Raw genomic sequence first — 21,144 nt, 5'->3', positions numbered from 1 at the left:
TCATGGGGCGCAACGAGGGTCGGGCGCCGACAGCTTCTCCAGTAGCTCGCTCGCCGGCACGCAGCCGGGTTGGCGCTGCTCGCGGGCGGCGACGACGGCCAGCGCACACACCAGTTCGTTGGCCGGCGTGGGTATGCCGTGCAGGCGGCCGAGGAGGACGATCTCGCCGTTGAGGTAGTCGGCCTCGATGGAGCCGGTGCCGCGCAGGAGGCTCTGGACCGACGATCCGCCGCCGGGTGCCCGGCCTTCGAAGGGCGGGAACCTCAGGATGCCGGCTCGCCGTGCCTCGTCCTCCTCCTCGCTGACGACGTCGACGCCGGTGGCGGCCAGCACCGCCTCGCCTTCGGCCCGCACCAGCTCGGACACGCGTGGTGCGTCGTCGTCGCCGGGGCCGCACAGGGCACCGACGGCGTTGCCGAGGTTCATGATCAGTTTGCGGTGCTTCCACCGCATGATGTCCGCGCGCGGCTCGGACACGAACCCCGCCTTGGTGAACGCGGCCGCCACCTCGCGGGCGGTGTCGTCGACGCCGCCGGGGTAGCGGCCGAGGTCGAGGATGCCCGGTACCGGCGCCGACCGCGACTGTACGACGCCCGGCCGCAGGTGCGAGGCCGGGAACATGACGCACACGCCGTAGACATTCTCGAACAGCCGCAGCGCCAGCCGCTCGTTGACCACGCCGTTCTGCGCGCACACCACCGGGGTGCCGGGACCCGCGACGGCGCGCAACGCCGCCAGGGCGTCCGCGGTGTCCTGGCTTTTCATGGCCAGGACGACGACGTCCTCGGTGCCGATGCCGGCCTCGGCGGGCGACGACGCCACCGTCACCGGCAGCGTCGTGGTGCCCTCCGGCGACTCCAGCCGAAGTCCGTGGTCGCGGACGGCGGACAGGTGCTCGCCGCGAGCGATGAGGCGGACGTCGAACCCGGCGGTGAACAGCCGTGCGCCCAGCACACCGCCGATGGCGCCGGCACCGTAGATCACGAAGGCCATGACCGTACGGTATCCAGGGCCACCTGGCAGTAGAATTCCGCGGCGTGACCGAGACGACTCGCCCCGACCCCGCCCTGCCGCCCGTCTTCGACCCGGCGCAGGTAGAGGTACCGCTCTACGAGCGGTGGGTCGAGCGCGGGTATTTCGAGGCCGACGAGAAGAGCGACAAGCCGCCGTACTGCATCGTCATCCCGCCGCCCAATGTCACCGGTTCGCTGCACCTGGGCCACGCGTTCGAGCACACCCTCATCGACGCGCTGGTCCGGCGCCGGCGCATGCAGGGCTACGAGGCGCTGTGGATGCCCGGCATGGACCACGCCGGCATCGCGACCCAGAACGTCGTCGAGCGTGAGCTGGCCAAGCAGGGCGTGTCGCGGCACGATCTGGGCCGCGAGGCGTTCGTCGAGAAGGTCTGGGAGTGGAAGGCCGAGTCCGGCGGCAAGATCCTCGCCCAGATGCGCCGGCTCGGCGACGGCGTCGCCTGGAGCCGCGAACGCTTCACCATGGACCACGGACTGTCACGCGCCGTGCAGACCATCTTCAAGATGCTGTACGACGACGGCCTCATCTACCGGGCCGAGCGCATCATCAACTGGTGCGTGCGCTGCCACACCGCGCTCTCCGACATCGAAGTCGAGCACAGCGACGACGACGGCGAGCTGGTCTCGATCCGCTACAGCGACGAGGTCGTCGTCGCCACCACCCGGGCGGAGACGATGCTCGGCGACACCGCCGTGGCCGTCAACCCCGGCGACGAGCGCTACAAGCACCTCATCGGCACCGAGCTGGTGCTGCCGCTGACCGGCCGGCGCATCCCGATCGTCGGCGACGAGCACGTCGACCCCTCGTTCGGCACCGGCATGGTCAAGGTGACTCCGGCCCACGACCCCAACGACTTCGAGATCGGCCGCCGCCACGGCCTGCCGGCGCTGACCATCATGGACGAGCAGGGCGTCATCACCGCGCACGGCCCGTTCCAAGGGCTGGACCGGTTCGAGGCCCGGCCGGCCGTCGTGGCGGCGCTGCGCGCCGAGGGCCGCATCGTCTCGGAGAAGCGACCGTACGTGCACGCCGTCGGGCACTGCTCCCGGTGCAAGACCGTCGTCGAGCCGCGGCTTTCGCTGCAGTGGTGGGTCAAGGTCGGCCCGCTGGCCCAGGCCGCCGGCGACGCCGTCCGGGACGGCCGGGTGGCCATTCACCCGACGAGCATGGAGCCGCGCTGGTTCGGCTGGGTCGACGACATGCACGACTGGTGCATTTCGCGGCAGCTGTGGTGGGGCCACCGCATCCCGGTCTGGTACGGCCCTGACGGCGAGGTCGTCTGCGTCGGACCCGACGACGCCGTACCAACGGGCGAGGGCTGGCACCAGGACGAGGACGTGCTGGACACGTGGTTCTCGTCGGCGCTGTGGCCGTTCTCCACGCTCGGCTGGCCGGACGAAACCCCGGCACTGGAGAAGTTCTATCCGAACCAGGTGCTGGTCACCGGCTACGACATCCTGTTCTTCTGGGTCGCCCGGATGATGATGTTCGGGCTCTACGCGCACGGGGCGGCCGAGCCGTCGAAGGCCGTTCCCTTTCACACGATCGCGCTGCACGGCATGGTCCGCGACGAGCGCGGAAAGAAGATGTCCAAGTCGTTCGGCAACGCCGTCGACCCGCTGGACTGGATGGACGCCTACGGCTCCGACGCGCTGCGCTTCACGCTGGCCCGTGGCGCGAACCCGGGCGCCGACGTGCCCATCGGCGAGGACTGGGTCCAGGCGTCGCGCAACTTCTGCAACAAGCTGTGGAACGCCACCCGGTTCGCGCTGATCAGCGGCGCGCGGGTGGGTGAGCTGCCGCCGTCGCCGGAGCTCACCGCGCCGGACCGGTGGATCCTGTCGCGGCTCAACACCGTCCTCGCCGAGGTCGACGAGCACTACGAGGACTTCCAGTTCGCCAAGGCCTCCGAAGCACTGTTCCACTTCGCCCGGGACGAGTTCTGCGACTGGTACGTCGAGCTGGCGAAGACGCAGCTGGCCGGAGACGACGCCGTCGCCGAGCGCACCCGGCTGGTGCTGGGCAACGTGCTGGACAACCTGCTGCGGGTGCTGCACCCGGTGGCACCGTTCGTCACCGAGGCGCTGTGGACGACACTGACCGGTCAGGAGACGGTGGTGACGGCGGCCTGGCCGGCGGCGGACCGGTCGCGCCGTGACCCGGCGGCGGAGGCCACCGTGGCCGAGTTGCGGCGCCTGGTCACCGAGGTGCGCCGGTTCCGCAGCGACCAGGGCCTCAAGCCGGGCCAGCGGGTCCCGGCCCGGCTGGTCCTCGCCGCGGACACCCCGGCACTGACCGACCACGAGGCCGCGTTCCGTTCGCTGACCCGGCTGGAGCCCGAGGCCGACGGGTTCAGCGCCACCGCCCGCGTGGTGGTCGGCTCGGTGACGGTCGAGGTCGACCTCTCCGGCGCCGTTGACGTCGAGGCCGAGCGCCGCAGGCTCACCAAGGACCTCTCGAACGAGCGGAAGGCGCTGGAGCAGGCCGCGCGCAAGCTCGACAACGAGCAGTTCCTGGCCAAGGCGCCCGAGGCCGAGGTCGACAAGGTCCGCACCCGTCGCACCACCGCCGAGGCCGAGATCGCCCGCCTGGAGGCCCAACTCGCCGCCCTCCCGCAGACCTGAGCCTCGTGTCCGCCGCGTCGCGGGCGGGGGACGCGGGCCGGACCCGGGACCGTAGGGGAGAATGCACAGTGAGCCATCCAGCGGGAATCAGGTGAGACGTGAGCGCTGACGCACTGCGCGAGATCGAGGACGAGCTCGTCGCCCGGCGGCCGGAGTCCAAGGTCGAGCCGTCGCTGGAACGCATCCGCGACCTGGCCGACCTGCTGGGCAACCCGCAGCGCTCGTACCCCGTCGTGCACGTCGGCGGCACGAACGGCAAGACGTCCACGGCCCGCATGGTCGACGCGCTGCTGCGCGAGCTCAACCTGCGCACCGGCCGCTACACCAGCCCGCACCTGCAGTCGGTCACCGAGCGCATCGTCGTCGACGGCGAGCCGATCGCGCCGGAGCGCTTCGCCGCTGTCTACCGCGAGATCGAGCCGTACCTCGACATCGTCGACTCCAAGCACGACGTCCGGCTGGGCTACTTCGAGGTGCTGACGGCGCTGGCGTACGCCGCGTTCGCCGACACCCCGGTCGAGGCGGCCGTCGTCGAGGTCGGCATGGGCGGGGCCTGGGATGCCACCAACGTCGCCGACGGACGGGTCTGCGTCATCACGCCTATCTCCGTCGACCACGTCGAGTACCTGGGCGACACCGTGGAGCTGATCGCTCAGGAGAAGGCCGGCATCATCAAGCCCGGCGGGTACGCGGTCCTCGCCCCGCAGGAGCCGGTCGCCGCGGAGGTGCTGCTGGCCCGGGCCGCCGAGGTCGGCGCCACGGTCGCCCGGCAGGGTGTGGAGTTCGGCCTGCGCGGCCGCGAGATGGCCGTCGGCGGTCAGCTCATCGGCCTGCAAGGGCTCACCGGCCCGTACGACGAGATCTTCCTGCCCCTGCACGGCGAGTACCAGGCGCACAACGCCGCGGCGGCCCTCGCCGCGGTCGAGGCGTTCGTCGGCGGCGGGCGCGAGGCACTCGACCCCGACCTGGTGCGGGCCGCGTTCTCCCGCGTCACCTCGCCCGGACGGCTCGAGGTGCTGCGCCGCGGCCCGGTGGTCATCGCCGACGCCGCGCACAACCCGGCGGGCGCGCAGGCGCTGGCGGCCGCGCTGGCCGAGGAGTTCGCGGCCACGGCGATGGTCGCGGTCGTCGGGGTGCTCGGCGACAAGGACGCCGAGGGCATCCTGGCGGCCTTGGAGCCCGTCGTCGACGCGGTGGTGGTGACGGAGAACTCCTCGCCGCGCCGGCTGCCGGCCGACGACCTCGCCAACGTCGCCATCGACGTGTTCGGCCAGGACCGCGTGCACCAGGCGGTGCCGCTGCCCGAGGCGATCGACGCCGGCCTGCGGCTGGCCGAGCGGGAGGGCTCGCTGGGCGGCTACGGCGTCGTCGTCACCGGTTCCGTGGTCACCGCGGGCGACGCCAGGATCGCGTTCTCCAGGAGCGACTCGTGACCCGCATCGCTGCGATGATCCTGTCCGTGGAGGCGCTCGTCGTGCTGCTGGCGGTGCCGGTGGCCATCAACGTCTCCGATGTCGGCACCGGGGCGGCCTGGCTGGGCGGTGGCGCGGTGGCTGTGCTGTGCGTCCTCGGAGCCGGCATGGTGCGGCGCGGCCGGCCGGGCTACGTCGTCGGGTCGGTGGCCCAGGTGGCGGCGCTGGCCACCGGGATCGTCGTGCCCGCGATGCTCGTGCTGGCCGGCATCTTCGCGCTCATGTGGTTCGTGCTGCTGCGCATCGGCCCGGAGGTCGAGCGGGTCAAGGCCGCCCGGGAGGCCGCCGCCCGCGACGGCGACGCCTGACGCCGGCGTCTCCGAAGCTCCGCGACCGCGACGACGGCCACCGCCCAAGGTGTCACGTCACCAGGATTTTGTGTGACGCACCAGGCTCACAAGCATGGTGGGGCACGAAATCTCGTGCTGAACGTGATCATTTCGGGCGGGTGGGGGAAATCAGAGGCCGGGGAACCAGAGGTCGAGCTCGCGCTTGGCGGCGTCGGCGGAGTCCGAGGCGTGCACGAGGTTCTCCGAGTTCGACAGGGCGAGGTCGCCGCGGATGGTCCCCGGGGCCGCCTTGCGCCCGTCGGTGGCGCCGTTCATCGCGCGGACGACGTCGATCGCCTGGTCGCCCTCGAGCACCAGCGCCACCAGCGGACCGCCGGTGACGAACTCGCGCAGCGCGGGATAGAACGGCTTCTCGACGTGCTCGGCATAGTGCGCGTCGGACAGGGTGGGGTCGATGGTGCGCTGGTCCATCGCCACGATGGACAGGCCCTTGCGCTCGTAGCGGGCCAGGATCTGCCCGATCAGGCCGCGCCGGACGGCGTCGGGCTTGATCAGGACGAGCGTGCGCTCGGACACGAGGTCTCCAGTGCGTTCGAGTAGTACGGCAATGTGCAGAGACAGAGACAGTATCCGTCGCCGCCGGGCCGAGCGCGCTCAGGTTGCCGGTGGACGCCGGGTGAAAGCGGCGTGAAAGCGGGCTGCCGTACAGTCCTGGAAACGGTCCGGGAATCCACAGTCTGGACCTGAGGTCCGAAGTGTGGTCGTGCGATGGCCGGCGATCACGGTTCGGTCGAGAGTTGACGTGGATGAATGGGCGAGGCATGACCTCGGTCGTGATTCCAAGGTAAGGTTCCCCCGAAACGTCCAGGGGGCAGCGGGGATGGCTCGACTCCGACGCGTCCGAAGGGGGCGCGCCGGGTGCCACGTCGGCGCGCCCCCAGCTGTGCCCGGTCGTCCCGAAGCAGAACTCGGGCCGGCTGACGCGACGTCGCCGGGAACGTGACGAGGCGGGAGCGGTAGAGGCAAGCTCATGGCGGGGACAACGCAGACCACAGACGCAGCGAGCGAGCGGCAGCGCGCCCGAGAGCAGCGCGGCATCCGCAGCAATCAGCGGGTCCGCTCCGACAGCACCCGGCTGCCGGCGCCGCCCCGGCAGCGCCGCCCGGCGCTGGCGGCGCTGGCCGTGCTGCTCATCGCCGGCGGTGCGGCCATCGCGGCGCTGTTGGCGATGCGGGTCGACGAGCGCACCCCCGTGCTGGTGCTGCGCGGCGACGTCGCCGCCGGCCAGCAGATCACCGAGGAGCACCTCGACACCACGCAGGTCGCCTCCGAGGACACCGACCTCATCCCCGAGTCGCAGCTGGACCAGGTGGTCGGCCAGTACGCCAGGGTCGAGCTCGTGAGCGGCCAGCTGCTCGACACCACCATGCTCGCCGGCGCCGGGCTGATGACCGAGGGCCGAGCCGCGGTCGGCGCGTCGCTGGCGCCCGGCTTCCTGCCCGCCGGCGGGCTCCGCGAGGGCGACGTCGTCGACCTCGTCTCCATCGTCAGCGGGTCCGGCGAGGTCGTCGTCGAGGACGCCCGCGTGAGCTCGGTGTACACGGTCGAGGGCCAGGCGGCGGAGAACGGCGCCACCGGCGTGGTGGCGACCTTCGTCGTCGACCGTGAGGACGAGGCCGAGGTGGCCGGGCTCGCGGCGCTCAACCAGCTGGTCGTGACGCTGGTTGAGCGCGGCGCGCCGCTCGCCGCCGAGGAGGAGTGACCTCGTGCTGATCGCGTTCGCGTCCGCCAAGGGTTCCCCGGGCGTGACCACGGCGGTGAACGCCCTGGGCGCCATCTGGCCGACGGATGTCGTGGTCGCCGACTTCGACCCCGCCGGCGGCGACTTCGCCCTGCGTCACCGCAACGCCGAGGGTGAGCCGCTGGACCCCGAGCGAGGCCTGTTGTCGCTGGCCGCGGCCGCCCGCCGGGGCGTCACCGAGGCGGCCATGGGTGAGCACCTGCAGACAGCCGACGGCGGCCTGGAGGTGCTGGCCGGGGTGACGCGCCCCGAGCAGCTCACCGGCATCGGCTCGGTGTGGCCGGCGCTGGGGACCATGCTGCACGGCCTGTCCGCGGACGTGCTGGTCGACTGCGGCCGCATCGTCCCCGGCACCCCGCTGCTGCCCATCCTGACCGGCGCCGACGCCGTCGTGTTCGCGGTCCGCCCGGGGGTGGAGTACTACGCGCACCTGCGTGAGCGGTTGCGCTGGATGGCCGAGCCGCTGCAGATCGGCAGGGCCGGCAGCACGCCGGTCGGCATCGTGCTGATCACCGACAGCTCCGACAGCTCGTCGACCCGCGACCTGGACCGCCTGCTCCAGCACGACGGCCACCAGGTCGCCGTCCTGGGCCGCATCGCCGACGACGCCAAGGCCGCCGGCGCGCTGGCCGGGCGGTGGAACCGCCGCATTGACCGCTCGCTGCTGATCCGCTCCGCACGCGAGCTGAGCGAGTCGATCCGCGCGCTGGCCGTGACCCGGACGCGGATCTCGGCAAGGAGCTGATGCACCATGGATCAGAACCTCGTCCGCACCCTCCGCGAAGAAGTCGCCGACACCCTCGCCCGGCAGCGCCGCGACGACGCCGCCAACGGCATCCCGCCCATGTCGTCCGAGGACGAGCGGCAGTTCGCCCGGGCCGTCATCGGCCGGGTCCTCGACTCGCACGCCCGCGCCGAGATCGCCGCCGGCCGCACCCCGCCGTCGGCGGAGGAAGAGGAGGAGATCTCCTCCGGCATCCACGCCGCGCTCTTCGGCGTCGGACGGTTGCAGCCGCTGCTGGACGACCTCGACGTCGAGAACATCGACATCAACGGCTGCGACCAGGTGTTCATCCAGTACGCCGACGGCCGCGAGGTGCTCGGCGCGCCGGTCGCCGAGAGCGACGACGAGCTGGTCGAGCTGGTCCAGATCCTCGGCGCCTACTCCGGCCTCACCAGCCGGCCGTTCGACTCGGCCAACCCTCAGCTGGACCTGCGGCTGCCCGACGGCAGCCGGCTCTCGGCCGTCATGGGGGTGTGCGCCCGGCCGTCCATCTCCATCCGGCGCGCGCGGCTGTCCCGCGTGCACCTGGACGACCTGGTCCGATACGGCTCGGTCACCGACGAGCTCGCGGCGTTCCTGTCCGCGGCGGTCGCCGCCCGCAAGAACATCATGATCGCCGGGGCCACCAACGCCGGCAAGACGACGATGCTGCGCGCGCTGGCCAACGAGATCCCGGCGGCTGAGCGGCTCATCACCGTCGAGCGGGCGCTCGAGCTCGGGCTGGGCGAGTTCGCCGACCTGCACCCGAACGTCGTCGCGTTCGAGGAGCGGCTGCCCAACTCCGAGGGCCAGGGCGCCATCACCATGGCCGAGCTGGTCCGCCGCAGCCTGCGCATGAACCCCAGCCGGGTCATCGTCGGTGAGGTGCTCGGCGACGAGATCGTCACCATGCTCAACGCGATGAGCCAAGGCAACGACGGGTCGCTGTCGACCATCCACGCCAACAGCTCGATCGAGGTGTTCAACCGCATCTCGACCTACGCCATCCAGTCGGTGGAGCGGCTGCCGGTCGAGGCGACCATGATGCTCGTGGCCGGCGCCATCGACTTCGTCGTCTTCGTGGAGAAGCGCAACGAGTTCTCCGAGGGCGGCCGGCTGCGCCGCTTCGTCTCCAGCATCCGCGAGATCAACGGCGTCGACGGCCGGGTGCTGTCCAGCGAGATCTTCGCCTCGGGCCCCGACGGCGTCGCGGTTCCGGCCGCGCCCATCGCCTGCATCGACGACCTCATCGCCGTCGGCTACGACGCGCACGCCGGTCAGGTGATCGCGTGAGCCCCACCATCCTGCTCATCACGCTGCTCGGCGCCGCCGTCGGCGCCTCGGTGCTGCTGCTCGTGGTGGCGGTGCGGGGCAGCGAGCCGAAGCCGCCGACACCCTCCACCAGTCACCGTTCGCTGGTCGAGATGCTCGGCCGGCAGACGGTGTTCGGCATCGGCGCCGGCGTGGCGACGCTGGCACTGACCCGCTGGCCGGTCGCGGCCATCGGCGGTGGCCTGCTGGTGGCGTTCTGGCCGGCGCTGTTCGGTGGTGCCCGCGAGGAGCGCGGCTCGATCGCGCGCCTGGAGGGCCTCGCGTCGTGGACGGAGTCGCTGCGCGACACCATCGCCGGTGCCGTCGGCCTCGAGCAGGCCATCCCGGCGACGGTCTACGCAGCGTCGCCGTCCATCCAGCCGCAGCTGCGCATGCTGGCCGACCGGCTGCGCATCCGCATGCCCATGCCCGAGGCCCTGCAGCGCTTCGCCGACGACCTCGACGACGCCAGCGCCGACCTCGTGGTGTCCGCGCTGATCCTCAACGCGCGGCTGCGCGGTCCGGGTCTGCGCCAGGTGCTCAGCTCGCTCGCCGACTCCGCCCGCGCCGAGCTCGACATGCGCCAGCGGGTCATGGCAGGGCGTGCCAGCACCCGCCGCTCAGTGCAGATCGTCGTGGCGGTGAGCCTGTTTTTCATGGTCGGCCTGTCGCTGCTCAACCGCGACTACGTCGAGCCGTACTCCACACCGGTTGGGCAGATCGTCCTCGGCGTGGTCATCCTGATCTTCGCCGTCGGCTTCCTGTGGATGCGCAGGCTGGCGAAGTTCGAGATGCCGGCCCGCTTCCTCGTCACCGCCGCCGACCAGGGCGAGGTGCGGACATGACGTTGATCCTGCTGGCCGGCGCGGTCGTCGGCGCCGGCGTGCTGCTGCTCGGCCTCATGCTGTCCACGCAGCGGGTCAACCCGGCCGCAGCGCTGGCCAGGCTCGACGCCGAACGGTCCCGGGCCCGCCGCGAGCAGCTGGTGTCCAGCGCGGCCGTCTCCGGGCAGGGCGGCGAGTCCGCGGCGATGCGCCGCTTCGGCGGGCAGCTGCGCGAAGCGCTGGAAGGCGTCGGCATCAACCTCGGCTCGATCCGCCGCGACCTCTCGCTCATGGGCAGGACCCTGGAGGGTCACCTGGCCACCACGGTGCTCAGCGCGCTGGCCGGGTTCCTGATGCCGCTGGTGGTGGCGGCCATCCTGTCCGTCGCCCAGGTCAACATCGGCATCCCGGCCTCGGCCGTGCTGGGCATCGTCCTGGCCATGATCTTCGCGGTCCTCCCGACCCTGACCGTGCGCTCCAACGCCGCGGACCGCCGTCGCGACTTCCGCCACGTCGTCGGCTCGTTCCTCGACCTGGTGGCCATGAACCTGGCCGGCGGCCGCGGCGTGCCGGAGGCCCTGCAGGCGGCGTCGTCGCTCAGCGACGGCTGGGCCATGGTGCGCATCCGTGACACCCTGCTCACCGCCCGGCTGCACGGCGTCACCCCGTGGGCGGCGCTGGGCGAGCTGGGCGACGAGGTGGGCGTCGACGAGCTGCGCGACCTCGCCGCCGCCCTGGCGCTGGTGGCCGAGGACGGAGCGAAGGTGCGCGAGTCGCTGGCCGCCCGGGCCGGCTCGCTGCGCCGCCGCGAGCTGGCCGAGGTCGAGGGCAAGGCCGGGCAGCGCTCGCAGTCCATGCTCGTCGCGCAGCTCGTGCTGTGCGTCGGCTTCCTGCTGTTCCTCGTCTATCCCGCGCTGATTGGAGTGCTCGAACAGAGCTGACATCCATCCGAACCGACCCGAACCATACGACCAGGAGACCCCAGCATGAATCGCCACCTCTCGCCGGCAACGCCACTGGGCTGGCTGTTGCTGAGCCTGCAGATCCACACCGACCGGGCCCGCCGCGCGCCCGAGCGCGGTGCCTCCGCCATCGAGTTCGTGATCATCACGGCGATCCTCGTCGCACTCGCCGCCGCCGTCGGCGTCGTGATCTACAACCTGGTCACCGACGAAGCCGAGTCGATCGACATCCCGGACGCGCCCGGCGGGCCCTGAGGCCTGAGGACCCGACGTGCTGGCACGATTCGAACGACACCGGTCGAGAACACAGCGGGGCGCGAGCTCGATCGAGCTCGCCCTGTACACCCCGATCATGTTCTTCATCATCTTCGTGATCGTGCAGTTCACCCTGACCTGGCACGGCAACCAGATCGCGGCCGCCGCGGCTCGCGAGGCCGCGCGGGAGGCCCGCATCGGCGGCGGCACGCCGGCGGCGCTGGCCGCGGCCGAGGCTCGCGGCCGCGAGTACGCCGAGGCCGTCGGCAACGGCCACCTCATCGAGATCGAGGTCGACGCGGTGACCATCGGCGACAACGTCAGGGTGACCGTCAGCGGCCGGGCCACCGAGCTCATCGAGGACCTCGCACCGAGGGTCTCGCAGACCATCGAAGGCCCCATCGAACAGTTCGTACCGGACCTATGAGCATCAGGCGACGGGCCGCACGCGCGGCGAGAAAGGAGGTGGGCTCCATGGCTGTCGAGGTCGTCATCCTGGCGCCCATCCTCGTCGCCGTGATGATGCTGGTCGTCGGGCTCGGCCGCTACGTCGACCGCTCCGGCGACGTCGAGGCCATGGCGCGCGACGCGGTCCGCGCGGCATCCCTGCAGCGCGACGCAGGGTCGGCCCGCGCTGCGGCGCAGGACATCGTCGACAGCACCCGACCCGACGGCGTCACCTGCCAGCCGATCGACCTGGGCGGCCAGTTCGCGCCCGGCGGCACCATCAGCGTCGAGGTCCGCTGCCAGGTGTCCTTCGACGGGCTCGGCTTCGTCGGCTTCCCGGGCAGCGCCACCATGGAGGGCGTGAGCTTCGCGCCGATCGACACGCTGAGGAGGACGTCGTGAGGCGCCGGCCGCCAGCCGGCGGACGGCTGGGTGAGCTGCGGCGTGGCGGGGGCGAGCGCGGCGCCATCAGCGCCATGGTCGTCACGCTGATCGTGATGCTGTTCATGCTGGCCGGCCTGGTGGTCGACGGGGGTCTCGCCATCAACGCCCGGCAGCGCATCTACGACGACGTCGAGCAGGCGGCTCGCGCGGCGGCCAACGAGATCGACCTCGACGCCTTGTACTCCACCGGTGAGGTCATCCTGCTGCAGGACCAGGCGGCGGCCAGGGCCCGCCAGTACATGAGCGACCGCGGCTACGACGCCGGCAGGGTCACCGTCCAGGTCGGTGCGAACCAGGTCTACGTGCACGCGGAGGACACCGTCCCGACCTCCATGCTCCAACTGATCTTCATAGACGACTTCGACATCGAGGGCGAGGCCACGGCACGGCCGGCGGTCGGCATCACCGGGGAGGTGCCATGAGCGAGCCGACGAACGAGGGGAGCGGGTGGCGCGACGACACCGCGCCGACCGCGGAACGAACCAGAACGGGAGCGCGACCGGGCGACATGAGCATGAACGCGGGTGGGGGACGCCGTCGGGCGGCGCAGCGAGGCGAGCGCACGGGCCGGCCGGTGTCTCCGGTCGAGGCGATCGCCGCCTCCGGTGTGCCGCGTGAGGTCGGCCCGCAGCGGTTCCAGCAGCGCGGCGTCCCGGAGCCGCAGCGCAGCCTCCCGCAGGCATTGGCCGCCGGATTCGCCCTGCTGTTGCTGGTGATCGGCGTCCCGGTGCTGCTGCTGGTCCTGGGCGGTCCGCCCCCGATCCCGACATCGCTGCCCACGCGCGACGACCTCACCGCCACCATCGGCCCGGAGCAGCTGGTCGGCGTGCTGCTGTGGGTTGTGTGGCTGGCCTGGCTGCAGTTCACCCTCTGCGTGCTGATCGAGCTGCGCAGCGCGGTGCGCGGCGTCGGCCTGCCCGGCCGGGTGCCCCTGTCCGGGCCGACCCAGCGCTTCGCCCGTGCCCTGGTGGCGTCGGTGCTGGTGGCGACCGCCGCGGTGGGTCAAGCGGCTGCTGCGGCTCCCGCGGCGGCGCCGGAGGCCCCGCCGACCACCGTCGCGGCGGCGGAGAGCTACGACGGGCAGGCCGAGGCCACCGTCCAGCAGGAGACCCCGCCGGCGGCTCCCGTCGCTGAGCAGGAGGTCGAGTACCGGCTGGGCGACATGGTCCTCGATCCCGAGGAGGGTGCGGAGCTGGTCGGCCAGAAGGTGTACGTCGTCCAGCCGCCCGACGGCCGCTACCACGACAACCTCTGGGACATCGCCGAGCGCACCCTGGGCGACGGCCGTCGCTACCAGGAGATCTTCGAGCTCAATCGCGGCCGCGAGCAGCCCGACGGCCACGAGCTGTCGCTGGCCCGGCTCATCTACCCGAACTGGCTGCTCATCGTCCCGGCCGACGCCGCCGGTGTCGACGTCGTCACGGCCGAGACGCCCGCGCCGCCGGAGACACCGCCGGTGCCGCCGCCACCGACCGCGCCGGACCAGGGCGGCGGTCAGGGCGAGGCCGGCGGCGGCCTCGATGCCGGGCTGTTCGCCGATTACACCGCCAGCGCGGAGGCCGAGCAGGTCAACACCAACCCGCACGCCGGGCTCATCGATGCCGGCCTGCTGGCCGCCGGTGTGCTGGCCGCGTTGGAGACTATCCGTCGCCGGCGCCGCACCCCGGAGCCGGGCGACGACCAAGTCGAGGCCGAGGTCGCGCTGCGCATCGGCGCCGACCCCGACCGCGCTCGCTGGCTCGACCACGCCCTGCGCACGCTGGCCGCGTCCTGCCAGCAGGAACGCCGGCCGCTGCCGCCGGTCTACGCGGCGGTCGTCGACAGCACCTCGGTCGAGCTGCTGCTGGCGCCGCCCCGGGAGGACGCGCCGGCGCCGTGGACCGTGCTCGACGACGGCCGCCGCTGGCTGCTGGCGCGCTCGGACGTGGCCGTCGACACCGATCTGCGCGGGCAGGTGCTCGCGCCGTACCCGGGCCTGGTCTCGCTGGGCCGCAGCGGCGACCGCGACGTGCTCATCGACCTGGAGGCCGCGGGCGGCCCGATCTGCATCGACGGCGACCCCGAAGCGACGTTCGAGGTGGTCACGGCGCTGGCGGTGGAGTTGGCCACCAACCAGTGGTCCGATCACCTGCGGGTCACCGCCGACGGCCTGCCAGAGGCGCTCAGCGTGTTCGACCCGGGCCGGCTGCGGCTGGTCGACGGCGTCGAGCCGCTGCTGCCCGAGCTGGCGGCGCGTCGCTCGGACCGGCTCGGTACCGACGTGCTCACCGGCCGGGTGCGGCCCGGCGGCGCCGGCACCTGGATGCCGGAGTACCTCGTCCTCGGCACCCCGCCCACGGGCGAGCTGGCAGAGCAGTTGGTGGCCCTGACCAACGCTGCCGGCCGGTCGCCGCTGGGCGTCATCTGCGCCGGCGACGTGCCGGGCGCACGGTGGCGCATCTCCGTCGACGCAGCTGGAACGCTGGAGCTGCCGGCGCTGGGGTTGTCGGTGCGGGCGAACCAGCTGTCCTGGCGCAGCATCGAGGCACTGGTCGGCCTGGTCGACCCGGACCGCAGCAGCGACCCGGACCCGTCCGGGCCGACCTTCAGCGAGGCCTGGCTGCCGGAGGTCCGTCCTGAGGTGCCGCAGATCCGCGCGCTGGTCACCGAGGCGGAGCTGGCCACCGCGCCGGTCCGGGTGTACATCCTCGGCCCGGTGGTGGTGCAGGCCCGCGAGGAGATCGAGGCCGAGCGCCGGGCACTGGCCACCGAGATCGTCGTGCATCTGGCGCTGCACCGCGACGGCGTGCACCCGACGGTGCTGGCATCGGCGGTGTGGCCGCGCGGGGTCACGGCCGCGGTCCGCGAGGCCACCTTCGCCCGGGTGCGCGAGTGGCTGGGCGTCGACCGGACCGGCTCACCGTACCTGCTGACCACCGAGGACGGCCGGCTCAAGCTGAGCGAGGCTGTCGTCCTGGACTGGGACGTGGTGTGCGCCCTGTTGAGCCAGGCCCGGCAGGTGCGCCGACCGTCGGAGGAGGCCGACCTGCTGCGCCGTGCGCTGCGGGTAGCCCGCGGCCCGGTGCTGAGTGACCGTCCGCAGGGCCGGTACGCGTGGATCGCGCGGGCCCGAGTGGAACGAGTGGCGTCGGACCTGCTGGTCGACGCCGCGCATCGATTGTCCGTCATCACCCGCGACGGCGGCGACCCGGCCACGGCGGCAGCCGCGGCCCGGGCCGGGCTGCGGGTCAGGCCGGCGGAGCAGCTGCTCTGGCGCGACCTGATCCAGGCCCAGCACGCCGTCGACGGGCGGGGCGGAGTCATGGCGGTGGAGGGCGAGATGAGCGAGACCCTCACGAGCATCGGCGGCATCGAGCTGGCGCCTGAGACTCAGGCACTGCTCGAGGAGCTGGTGCCCAGTTCCAGAGGGAGACATCGTGATCTCGCTTAGTCGACGGTTCTGTATTGGACGATCGGAGGTGACACGAAGACAACGGTGATTTCCTCTCCGGAACGCCCGGTGAATTCGCCGATCCACACGGATCGACGACGCATCGGACCGGCCGCGTCACAGTTTGTCGCGGAGAAATCGCCGGGTCATGAGAACAGGCCTGACCGAATGTCGCCGAGTCATCGGCGACCGGTAGGCTCTCCGATGTCGTGCCGCACCCGACGCGGTGGGGCCAGCACATTTAGTCAACAAGGGAGAAAAGAACCATGGGTGTTGGTGCAGAACTAAGTACCCTTCAGGAGCTTCACCGCACGTTCACCAGCAACGCCGAGGCGGCCGAGAGCATCAAGACCGAGGTCGACGGCGGTGTCTCCAACGCGGTGTGGACCGGTCGGTACGCCGACGACTTCCGCACGGCGTGGGAGGACTACAAGCAGAACCTCGACACGCTGCGTGACGCTCTGAACGGCGCCGCGGACGACGTTCGTATCAACCACAACAACATCGCCGAGGCGACTGGCGAGCCGGACCGTATCTGAGTCCGTCGCATTGCCACAGGGTGGCCCGCATCCGCATCGCGCGGATGCGGGCCACCGCCCTTTTCCCAAGTCGCCGGGCCAGCGCGTTCCGGCGAATGTCCCGAATGCCGCGGGCCCGCACTCGAAGCACCCGCTCGAATCGGCCGGCGGCGCCGGTAGGATGCCATTGGGGACGGTGACCTCCGGCTCGACGCGAAAGACGGTGACGTGCGCTTACTGGTGAGTGCCACCGCTGCGGGCGACGGCGACGTCGTCGACCTCGCCATCGACTGCGAGGACGACGCGACGATCGCCGACATCGCCCGGCAGCTCGCTACCCGGGTGCGCCCGGCGCCGGAGCCGCAAATCGTCCACAGCGCGGGCCGTCACCTGGGCGTCGTCGGCGAGAGCGTCTTCGACGACCACCCGGCCGACGTGCCGCCCACGCTCTACCTCGGCAGCGTGCCGCTCGACCCGACCACGAAGGTGGCCGAGTCCGACCTGCGCAACGGCGCCCTGGTCGGTGTCGGGCTGCCGCTGCCCGACGTGTTCGCCGAGCGCACCGGCGTGGTCCAGGTGCGCACGGTGTCCGGTCCGGGCGCCGGCCACGTCGACTACCTCTCGCCCGGCAGCCACGAGGTCGGCAGCAGGACCACGGCGGGGGTCCGGTTGCGCGGCGAGGACGACCCGCCGGTCGCGCTGCGCCTCGACGTCTCCGTCGACGGCGCGGTCACGGTGACCCCCGAGCGGTCGCTGGTCGGTGTCATGCTGCCGCCGCCACCGCGGGAACGGCTGCTCGAAGGGCCCATCGTCGTCCCGAAGGACGAGGAGCCGGCGACGAAGAAGAAGCGCCGGGCCCGCCGGTTCAAGAAGCGCATGGAGGAGCTGGCCCGGCTCAAGCACCCGAACCTCACCGTCGACCCCGAGGCCGACCGGCCGTTCCTGCACCTGGACCGGGTGCCGTTGGACGGGCCGGCCACGTGGCCCGCGGGCAGCGCCGTCGTCGTCGGCGACACCGTCCTGGAGCTGTCGCTGCCGGCCGAGCCGGACGCATCGCTGTCGCCCAGCCCTGGCGGCGTCACCCTCGACTACAACCGCCCGCCCCGGCTGCTGCCGCCGCCGCGGCAGACGGAGTTCCGACTGCCCAACGAGCCGCGCAAGCCGGACAAGGAGCCGATGCCCTGGGTCATCGCGATCGCTCCGATGATCATGGGCGGGGCGATGTTCTACTTCACCCGGTCGCCGTTCAGCCTGATGATCATGGTGCTGTCGCCGATCATGATGATCTCCCGCTGGCGCAGCAGCAAGCACCAGCAGCAGGGTCGCTTCTCCGAAGAGATGAAGACCTACGTCGAGCGCATCCGCAACATCGAGAGCCAGGCGTACCGCGGCCTGGTCACCGAGCGCGCCGCGCGCCGGCGCGACCTGCCCGACCCGGCCGCCACGCTGCTGTTCGCCACCGGTCCCCGGTCCCGGCTGTGGGAGCGCCGGCGCACCGATCCCGATTGGATGCTCGTCAGGGTCGGCACGGCCGACGTGCCCAGCGAGGTCTCTATGACCGATCCGGCGCGCGAGGACCACGAGCGGGTGCTGCACTGGACCGCGCCGGACGTCCCCGTGGGCGTGCAGCTGGAGCAGGCCGGAGTCACCGGGGTCGCCGGCCACGACGACGTCCGTCGCCAGGTGGCCGGCTGGATGGTCGCGCAGATCGCCGCGCTGCACAGCCCGGCCGACATCGAGATGGTCGTGTTGTCCGACCCCGACGGCGGCTCGGCCTGGAACTGGACGCGCTGGCTGCCGCATGTGCGCCGGGGCGAGGAGTCCGAGGTCATCGCCGGCATCGGCACCGATGACGAGACGACCGCCCGGCGGGTGGCCGAGCTGATGGCGACCATCGAGCGGCGCAAGGCCGTCGCGGCCGACCGCGGTGGCGGCCTGATGGCCGCCCGCGAGATCAACTTCCCGCCGATGTTGGTCATCCTGGACGGCGCCCGGCGCATCCGGTTGCTGCCGGGTCTCATCACGCTGCTACGCGACGGCCCCCGCCTCGGCATGTTCTTCCTTTGCATCGACGCCGACGAGCGGCTGCTCCCGGAGGAGTGCCGGGCGGTCGTGTCGGTCGGCCCTTCCGCCACCACGGTCCGGCGCACCGGCCAGCCGACGGTCGAGGGCATCCGCCTCGACATCGTCTCGCCGGCGTGGTGCGAGCGGCTGGGACGGGCGCTCGCGCCGGTCAAGGACGTCAGCTCCGAGGACCTCTCCTCGTCGCTGCCGATGTCCAGCCGGCTGCTCGACGTCCTCAAGCTCGACCCGCCCACGCCGGAGGCGATCGTCGGGTGGTGGACCAGTGTCGGGCGCACCACCCGCGCGGTCATCGGCGAGGGCATGGACGGCCCGTTCTCCGTCGACGTCCGCGCCGACGGCCCGCACGGCTTGGTCGCCGGCACCACCGGTTCCGGAAAGTCTGAGCTGCTGCAGACCCTCATCGCGTCGCTGGCGGTGGCCAACCGGCCGGACGAGATGACGTTCGTGCTGGTCGACTACAAGGGCGGGGCGGCGTTCAAGGACTGCAACCACCTCGCGCACACCGTCGGCATGGTCACCGACCTCGACGGTCACCTGACCACCCGGGCGCTGGAGAGCCTCGCCGCCGAGCTGCACCGCCGCGAGCACCAGCTGGCGCACGCGGGCAAGAAGGACATCGAGGACTACCTCGCGGCCAAGGGCCCCGACGACGAGCCGATGCCACGGCTCATGATCATCATCGACGAGTTCGCCGCACTGGTCACCGAGCTGCCCGACTTCGTCAAGGGCCTGGTCGACATCGCCAGGCGCGGCCGGTCGCTCGGCGTCCACCTGCTGCTGGCCACGCAGCGGCCTGCCGGCGTCGTCAGCGCGGAGATCAAGTCCAACACCAACCTGCGCATCGCGCTGCGGGTCACCGACGGCAACGACAGCCAGGACGTCATCGAGTCCAAGGACGCCGCGGAGATCTCCAAGTCCACCCCCGGTCGCGCCTATGCCCGGCTCGGCGCGTCGTCGCTGGTGGCGTTCCAGTCCTCGCGTGTCGGTGGCCGGCCCTCGGCGCCGGGCGCCGCGGTCTCCGTCGACCTGCGCCAGCTCTCGTGGGAGAGCCTGGGCCGGCCACCGGAGCGGCCCGAGACCGACGACGCCGAGGAAGACGTCTCCACCCCGACCGACCTGGAAAGCCTGGTCGCAGCCATCAACACCGCGTCGGAGCGCACCGGGGTCAAGGCTCCGCCGCCGCCGTGGCTGCCGCCGCTGTCGGACACCGTCACCCTCGACGAGGTGCTGGCCGACCCCGCCGGCGCGGTCCAGCGCGGCCGCGAGATCCGCATCCCGTTCGGCATCGTCGACGTCCCGCGCGAGCAGCGTCGCACCGTTGCCGCCTACGACCTCTCCGGCGGCGGGCACCTGTCCATCGTCGGTGCCCCGCGCAGCGGCCGCTCCACTGTGCTGCGGGCGGTGGCCGGTGTCGTCGGGCGCACCATCTCTCCCCGCGACGTCCACCTGTACGGCATCGACTGCGGCAACAACGCGCTGCTGCCCATGGTCGGCCTGCCGCACACCGGCGCCGTCGTGAGCCGCGACCAGCCCGACCGGCTGTCCCGGCTCTCCGCCCGCATCCGCGCGGAGATCGGGCGCCGCCAGCAGATCCTCGCCGAGCAGGGCTACGCCGACCTCAGCGAGCAGCGGGCCAACGCCGAGCCCGACGCCCGGCTGCCCTACATCCTCATCCTGTTCGACCGCTGGGAGGGCTTCGTCCAGTCCTTCGAGAACTTCGACAGCGGCCGGCTCATCGACCAGTGGATGCAGATCATGCAGGAAGGCTCCGGCGTCGGCGTCAAGGTCGTCGTGGCGTCGGACCGCACCACCCTGGTCGGGCGCATCTCGGCGCTCCTCGAGGACAAGCTCATGCTGCGCATGACCGACAACGCCGACTTCGGCGCCATCGGCATGAGCCCGAAGAAGGTCCCGGAGTCCATGGCCGCCGGTCGCGGGTTCCGCACCGAAGGCCTGCAGGAGACCCAGGTCGCGCTGCTGGTCGACGACGTCGAGGGCACGGCGCAGGTGGCGGCACTGCAGCAGATCGCGCGCGAGGCCAAGGAACGCTACGCCGACGTGCCGCGCGCATTCCTGCCGTTCCGGGTCGACCCGCTGCCCACCCGCATCAGCTACGCCGACGCGATGGAGCTGGTCGAGCGGCCGCTGCGGCCCACCGAGCTGCCCGTCGCCGTGGGAGGCGACACCCTCACGCTGAGGGCTCTGGACGCCATCGACCACGGCCCAGGCATCCTCGTGCTGGGTCCGCGCCGGTCCGGCCGCAGCACGACGCTTCTCACTATGACCACGTCGATGCTGGACCGTGGCTGGAAGCTGCTCGTCGTCACACCGAGGCGCAGCCCTCTGGGCGCGCTGGCCGGCCGTGACGGCGTCGAGGCGGTCATCGACCTCGAGGCCGAGAAGGACGAGACCACCAAGCTCTACGAGTCGATGGTCCCGGAGAAGGGCGGCCAGCCCACCGCCGTCATCATCGACGACCTCGAGCTCATGGGAGTCGACGGCTGGATGGTCGACCTGCTCACCAAGCACCTGCCCAAGCTGCGCGACACCGGCAGCGTCATCGTCGCCGCCGGCACCACCGACGACCTCGGCAGCAGCTACCGCGGCCCGGCGGCGGTGCTCAAGAAGTCCCGGTCCGGCGTGCTGCTGTCCCCAGGCGCCCCTGCCGACGGCGACCATTTCGGCGTCAAGCTGCCGCGGTCGCTCACCGGCGGCATGCCGCCCGGCCGCGGCCTGTTCGTCGCCGCCGGTCAGTGGCAGCTGGTCCAGGTGCCCGAGACGACGACGTAGCACCGCGCGATCCTGCCCATGACCGAGACCGGATGACACGCCCCCTCGGGCTGGGCTGGGTCAGAAGGGTGGGGGGTCGGCTGAGTCCTGGGT

At 72.0% G+C, this 21,144-nt stretch carries 17 protein-coding genes; 15 read left to right on the top strand and 2 right to left on the bottom strand.

Annotated elements, in window-relative coordinates; translation table 11 throughout:
• Positions 1-993, bottom strand: coding sequence for a ketopantoate reductase family protein (locus tag E1269_RS26765; protein WP_131900349.1), 993 nt, complete (start codon positions 991-993; stop codon positions 1-3).
• Between the two features lie 44 nt (positions 994-1,037).
• Here E1269_RS26765 and E1269_RS26760 point away from each other — a divergent pair, with 44 nt between their 5' ends.
• From E1269_RS26760 to E1269_RS26750, 3 genes are all read left to right on the top strand, one after another.
• Positions 1,038-3,659 carry a valine--tRNA ligase gene (locus E1269_RS26760; protein ID WP_131900347.1) on the top strand — a complete coding sequence of 874 codons (2,622 nt, stop codon included), beginning with the start codon at positions 1,038-1,040 and terminating at the stop codon, positions 3,657-3,659.
• Between the two features lie 98 nt (positions 3,660-3,757).
• Positions 3,758-5,092 carry a bifunctional folylpolyglutamate synthase/dihydrofolate synthase gene (locus tag E1269_RS26755; protein WP_203434110.1) on the top strand — a complete coding sequence of 445 codons (1,335 nt, stop codon included), beginning with the start codon at positions 3,758-3,760 and terminating at the stop codon, positions 5,090-5,092.
• Positions 5,089-5,439: a DUF4233 domain-containing protein gene (locus E1269_RS26750; RefSeq protein ID WP_203434109.1), complete on the top strand. Its 351-nt coding sequence runs from the start codon at positions 5,089-5,091 to the stop codon at positions 5,437-5,439. Before E1269_RS26755 ends, E1269_RS26750 begins: the two co-directional genes overlap by 4 nt.
• A gap of 150 nt (positions 5,440-5,589) precedes the next feature.
• Here the strand turns inward: E1269_RS26750 and ndk are convergent, their stop codons facing one another.
• Positions 5,590-5,997 carry a nucleoside-diphosphate kinase gene (gene ndk, locus E1269_RS26745; RefSeq protein WP_131900345.1) on the bottom strand — a complete coding sequence of 136 codons (408 nt, stop codon included), beginning with the start codon at positions 5,995-5,997 and terminating at the stop codon, positions 5,590-5,592.
• Positions 5,998-6,451: 454 nt separating this feature from the next.
• Between ndk and E1269_RS26740 the strand changes: the two genes are divergently transcribed.
• The 12 genes from E1269_RS26740 to E1269_RS26685 all read left to right on the top strand — a co-directional run bounded on the left by E1269_RS26740 (position 6,452) and on the right by E1269_RS26685 (position 21,051).
• The gene (locus tag E1269_RS26740) at positions 6,452-7,183 is read left to right on the top strand and encodes an SAF domain-containing protein (protein WP_131900343.1); all 732 of its coding nucleotides are present in this window, start codon (positions 6,452-6,454) and stop codon (positions 7,181-7,183) included.
• A 4-nt stretch (positions 7,184-7,187) separates the two neighbouring features.
• A complete protein-coding gene (locus tag E1269_RS26735) occupies positions 7,188-7,967 on the top strand; it encodes a CpaE/TadZ family protein (RefSeq protein WP_131900341.1) in 780 nt (259 codons plus the stop codon).
• Positions 7,968-7,973: 6 nt separating this feature from the next.
• Positions 7,974-9,278: a TadA family conjugal transfer-associated ATPase gene (locus E1269_RS26730; protein WP_131900339.1), complete on the top strand. Its 1,305-nt coding sequence runs from the start codon at positions 7,974-7,976 to the stop codon at positions 9,276-9,278.
• The gene (locus tag E1269_RS26725; RefSeq protein ID WP_131900337.1) at positions 9,275-10,141 is read left to right on the top strand and encodes a type II secretion system F family protein; all 867 of its coding nucleotides are present in this window, start codon (positions 9,275-9,277) and stop codon (positions 10,139-10,141) included. The genes E1269_RS26730 and E1269_RS26725 overlap by 4 nt, the downstream gene beginning before the upstream one ends.
• Positions 10,138-11,061: a type II secretion system F family protein gene (locus tag E1269_RS26720; RefSeq protein ID WP_131900336.1), complete on the top strand. Its 924-nt coding sequence runs from the start codon at positions 10,138-10,140 to the stop codon at positions 11,059-11,061. Before E1269_RS26725 ends, E1269_RS26720 begins: the two co-directional genes overlap by 4 nt.
• A gap of 45 nt (positions 11,062-11,106) precedes the next feature.
• Positions 11,107-11,337 (top strand): hypothetical protein, encoded by a 231-nt coding sequence (locus E1269_RS26715; protein ID WP_203434108.1) that lies wholly within the window; start codon positions 11,107-11,109, stop codon positions 11,335-11,337.
• Positions 11,338-11,353: 16 nt separating this feature from the next.
• Entirely contained in the window at positions 11,354-11,764 is a 411-nt protein-coding gene (locus E1269_RS26710) for a TadE family protein (protein ID WP_203434107.1), read from the top strand.
• Between the two features lie 47 nt (positions 11,765-11,811).
• The gene (locus tag E1269_RS26705; RefSeq protein WP_203434106.1) at positions 11,812-12,186 is read left to right on the top strand and encodes a TadE/TadG family type IV pilus assembly protein; all 375 of its coding nucleotides are present in this window, start codon (positions 11,812-11,814) and stop codon (positions 12,184-12,186) included.
• On the top strand, positions 12,183-12,650 hold the full coding sequence (locus E1269_RS26700) for a TadE/TadG family type IV pilus assembly protein (RefSeq protein ID WP_203434105.1): 468 nt from the start codon (positions 12,183-12,185) through the stop codon (positions 12,648-12,650). Before E1269_RS26705 ends, E1269_RS26700 begins: the two co-directional genes overlap by 4 nt.
• Positions 12,647-15,658 carry an AfsR/SARP family transcriptional regulator gene (locus E1269_RS26695; protein ID WP_131900332.1) on the top strand — a complete coding sequence of 1,004 codons (3,012 nt, stop codon included), beginning with the start codon at positions 12,647-12,649 and terminating at the stop codon, positions 15,656-15,658. The genes E1269_RS26700 and E1269_RS26695 overlap by 4 nt, the downstream gene beginning before the upstream one ends.
• Before the next feature lie 266 nt (positions 15,659-15,924).
• A complete protein-coding gene (locus tag E1269_RS26690; protein ID WP_131900330.1) occupies positions 15,925-16,197 on the top strand; it encodes a WXG100 family type VII secretion target in 273 nt (90 codons plus the stop codon).
• A 219-nt stretch (positions 16,198-16,416) separates the two neighbouring features.
• Positions 16,417-21,051: an FtsK/SpoIIIE domain-containing protein gene (locus E1269_RS26685; protein WP_203434104.1), complete on the top strand. Its 4,635-nt coding sequence runs from the start codon at positions 16,417-16,419 to the stop codon at positions 21,049-21,051.
• Positions 21,052-21,144: the final 93 nt, after the last annotated feature.

Origin of the sequence: Jiangella asiatica, assembly GCF_004349065.1 — a bacterium.
GTDB classification, from domain to species: Bacteria; Actinomycetota; Actinomycetes; order Jiangellales; family Jiangellaceae; genus Jiangella; species Jiangella asiatica.
The sequence above is the reverse complement of the archived record's forward strand: the minus strand, read 5'-3'. Positions and strand labels throughout refer to the sequence as shown.

What these genes read in the sequence shown, in the direction of transcription:
- E1269_RS26715 (WP_203434108.1), top strand. Translation starts at nt 11,107, where the DNA reads ATGAATCGCCACCTCTCGCCGGCAACGCCACTGGGCTGGCTGTTGCTG.
- E1269_RS26740 (WP_131900343.1), top strand. Translation starts at nt 6,452, where the DNA reads ATGGCGGGGACAACGCAGACCACAGACGCAGCGAGCGAGCGGCAGCGC.
- E1269_RS26695 (WP_131900332.1), top strand. Translation starts at nt 12,647, where the DNA reads ATGAGCGAGCCGACGAACGAGGGGAGCGGGTGGCGCGACGACACCGCG.
- E1269_RS26690 (WP_131900330.1), top strand. Translation starts at nt 15,925, where the DNA reads ATGGGTGTTGGTGCAGAACTAAGTACCCTTCAGGAGCTTCACCGCACG.
- E1269_RS26765 (WP_131900349.1), bottom strand. Translation starts at nt 993, where the DNA reads ATGGCCTTCGTGATCTACGGTGCCGGCGCCATCGGCGGTGTGCTGGGC.
- E1269_RS26720 (WP_131900336.1), top strand. Translation starts at nt 10,138, where the DNA reads ATGACGTTGATCCTGCTGGCCGGCGCGGTCGTCGGCGCCGGCGTGCTG.
- E1269_RS26705 (WP_203434106.1), top strand. Translation starts at nt 11,812, where the DNA reads ATGGCTGTCGAGGTCGTCATCCTGGCGCCCATCCTCGTCGCCGTGATG.
- E1269_RS26730 (WP_131900339.1), top strand. Translation starts at nt 7,974, where the DNA reads ATGGATCAGAACCTCGTCCGCACCCTCCGCGAAGAAGTCGCCGACACC.